1 protein-coding gene and 1 pseudogene are annotated in these 3,077 nt (G+C 66.4%); both read right to left on the reverse strand.

Translation table 11 applies throughout. From position 1 onward, the window contains the following. Nucleotides 1-103: 103 nt before the first annotated feature. Nucleotides 104-739, reverse strand: a pseudogene (locus D471_RS0123090) (HdeD family acid-resistance protein); the annotation flags it as partial. Nucleotides 740-927: 188 nt separating this feature from the next. Continuing rightward, nucleotides 928-2,217: a citrate synthase gene (locus D471_RS0123095; protein ID WP_017600814.1), complete on the reverse strand. Its 1,290-nt coding sequence runs from the start codon at nt 2,215-2,217 to the stop codon at nt 928-930. Between the last annotated feature and the right edge of the window lie 860 nt (nt 2,218-3,077).

The following is a 3,077-nucleotide window of genomic DNA, read 5'->3' on the forward strand; positions in this document are numbered from 1 at the left end:
AAGAGGGAGGAACCGCGCCGCAGGCGTCGTTTGAGGGTGGTGGAGGGCGACGGGCGGGCCGAGGCGCGGCGGAGGCCCCGAGAGAACACGGTCAGGTGGCGACGGGGCCCGGCGGCTCGTCGCCCTCGTCCGGCCCCGTGTCCCCGGGTTCCCTCCGCATGTGGTTCCCGGGCAGGGCGAACGCCTCGGCGACACCGCGCAGCCGGAAACCGGCCACCGCGAGCACGACACCGAAGATGATCGCGTAGATCCCCACCACGAGCACGATGGCCTGCGCGCCCTCCAGCGGCCAGAACCACAGCAGCAGGCCGAACACGATCGACAGGGCGCCGAGGAAGATGAGCAGCCACTCCGAGCTGATGCGCGCCCGCAGCCGGACGGCGGTGACGATCTCGGCCACACCCGTCACGATCGCCCAGGCACCGATCACGAACACCAGCGCCATGACCGCCACGAGGGGCCAGATCAACGCGATGAGACCCATGATGACGCTGAGTACCGCCTGGACGATCATCGACGCCCGAGTGCCCGGTGTCGCGCGGAAGGCGGCCGCCCCCAGCACGCATCCGTCGACGAGGGCGAACACACCGAAGACGATGGCCAGGGCGACCAGGGTGAGCCCCGGCCAGAACAGGGCGAGCAGGCCGAAGATCACGGCGGCGACGCCGCGCAGGACCACCATCCACCAGTTCCGGCTCATCTCTCCGAGCATGTCGCCGGCCAACGCGTACCGGACCATCCCAGCCTCCCGAGTCCCTCGCGGTCACCCGTGATCACGGGACCTCAGGATGCAACTTCCCTCTGGGCCGCGCCCCCACGACAGTCGACGGGCAAAATACCTGGCAAGGGAGGGTAGGTGTGGTTGACGGAGCCGGACACGGCAACGCCCGCCCCCGGTGACGGGAGCGGGCGGTGCGAGTCTCGGGATCAGCCCTGGCCGGGGTAGCGGCGCTCGGCGGAACCGATGTAGTGCTGACGCGGGCGCGCGATCCGGAAGGCCGGGTCGTGCAGCTGCTCGCGGTAGTGGGCGATCCACCCGGGCAGACGGCCCAGGGCGAACAGCACGGTGAACATGTTGTTCGGGAAGCCCATGGTGCGGTAGATGACGCCGGTGTAGAAGTCGACGTTCGGGTAGAGCTTGCGCTCGGTGAAGTAGGAGTCCGCGAGCGCGGCGGCCTCCAGCTTGAGGGCGAGCTTGAACAGCTCGTCCGGGTTGTCGTCGTGGTCAAGGATCTGGCTGGCCAGAACCTTGATCTCCTTGCTCCGCGGGTCGAAGTTCTTGTACACGCGGTGGCCGAAGCCCATCAGGCGGACCTCGCGGGCCTTCACCCGCTCCAGGAAGTCCTCGATGCTGGTGCCCGAGTCGCGGATACCCTCCAGCATCTCCAGGACGGCCTGGTTGGCGCCGCCGTGGGAGGGGCCGGACAGGGCGTTGACGCCCGAGGCGACGCTGGCGAAGATGTCGGCCTGCGAGGAGCCCACGACGCGCACGGTGGCGGTGGAGCAGTTCAGCTCGTGGTCCGCGTGCAGGACCAGCAGCATCCCGACGGCCTTGTTGAACAGGTCGCCGAGGTTGCCGGTGGGAGCGTTGTCTCCGAAGGTCATCCGGATGAAGTTCTCGACGTAGTCGAGGGAGTCGTCCGGGGCGATCGGCTTCTCGCCGATGGAGTTGCGGTAGATGCGGGCCGCGATCGTCGGCAGCTTGGCCAACAGCCGGATCGTGGCGAGCTCCACCTGGTTCTCGTCGGAGGGGTCGACGCTGTCGTCGTAGTACGCCGCGAGGGTGTTGACGGCGCTGGCCAGCAGCGACATCGGGTGTCCGTTGCGGGGCATCGCGTCGATCAGCGTACCCATGTCGGCCGGGATGTCGGCGTTCTCACGCAGCTTGTCGGAGAACTCCTTGAGCTGGCCGGACTCCGGCAGCTCGCCGTAGATCACCAGGTAGGCGACCTCGAGGAAGGTCGCGCCCACGGCGAGGTCCTCGATCGGGTATCCGCGGTAGCGCAGGATGCCCGCGGCCCCGTCGATGTAGGTGATCTTCGAGCTACACGAAGCGGTGTTGCCGAACCCCGGATCCAGGGTGGTCATACCGGTCGAGCCCAGCAGGGTCTTCAGCTCGATGGTGCGCTCACCCTCGGTGCCGGTGAACACCGGCAGCTTCAGCACGCCGCCCTCGTAGTGGAGCTCCACCGTGCGCTCTTTGTCGTCTTCGCTCATGCCCGAGGTCAACCTTTCCAGGCGGGGGATACGTGAGGTGCTCAGACGCGGGGCGGTCAGCCGCCGCGTTCTTGATTCACTCGTTATTGTTCTGTTTTGTTAAACGACGGTTAAGCAAAATCATATAAGTTTCACCGATTCACGAACAGGTGACATGCAACACATACCCACGTGGGGGCAGAATTACCGCACGGTGAAGATTTACAAACTTTGCCGACCGTCGATTACTCCGTGATCGCCCTGAGGCGTCGCGGACGACACCGGGGTTCTCCCGATGGCGCCCAGCCTCCTGTGCCGGTCCCCTGAGCACTCCGACACCCGTCGAACCGGTGGCCTTCGGGCACCCTTCACAGATGTGGACAGGTGCCGCGAAGCCCGGTGCGACGGGGTGTCCGTACGCGCCCTAGTGGCCTTCCCACAGGGTACCTTCGCGCTGATCACGGGGGTTGAGGAGGGGTGCCGACAGTTCGGTGATCTTGGCCTCTGCGAGGCGCCCCACGACCCCGTCCGTCACTCTGGCCACATGCCAACGCGCTCACTGTGTTCGGAGGTGGTACGGAGAACACACGAGTTCACACCCGCACCGGACGGCATGTGAGAACTCCGGTAAACAGAGCACGACAAGGCCATAGGACCGATGGTCCTGATTGCGTCCGACCGCCGCCGCACCGACAGTCATTGCCCCGGCGGAAGGGATGTCAGTGCCCCGAAAGCGCCGAAGTGAAACCCCCGAGTGGCGGCTTTTTCGTCACAGTCCGGGGCTACTCCTCCTCGACGCCTCCGGCCAGCAGAGGTTCCATGAACAGATCGGGGTGGTCGCGCTCGATCACCCGCAGCCGCCACTTGTTGTGCACCAGCAC

The sequence above is a fragment of the Nocardiopsis lucentensis DSM 44048 genome, assembly GCF_000341125.1.
Taxonomy (GTDB): Bacteria; Actinomycetota; Actinomycetes; order Streptosporangiales; family Streptosporangiaceae; genus Nocardiopsis; species Nocardiopsis lucentensis.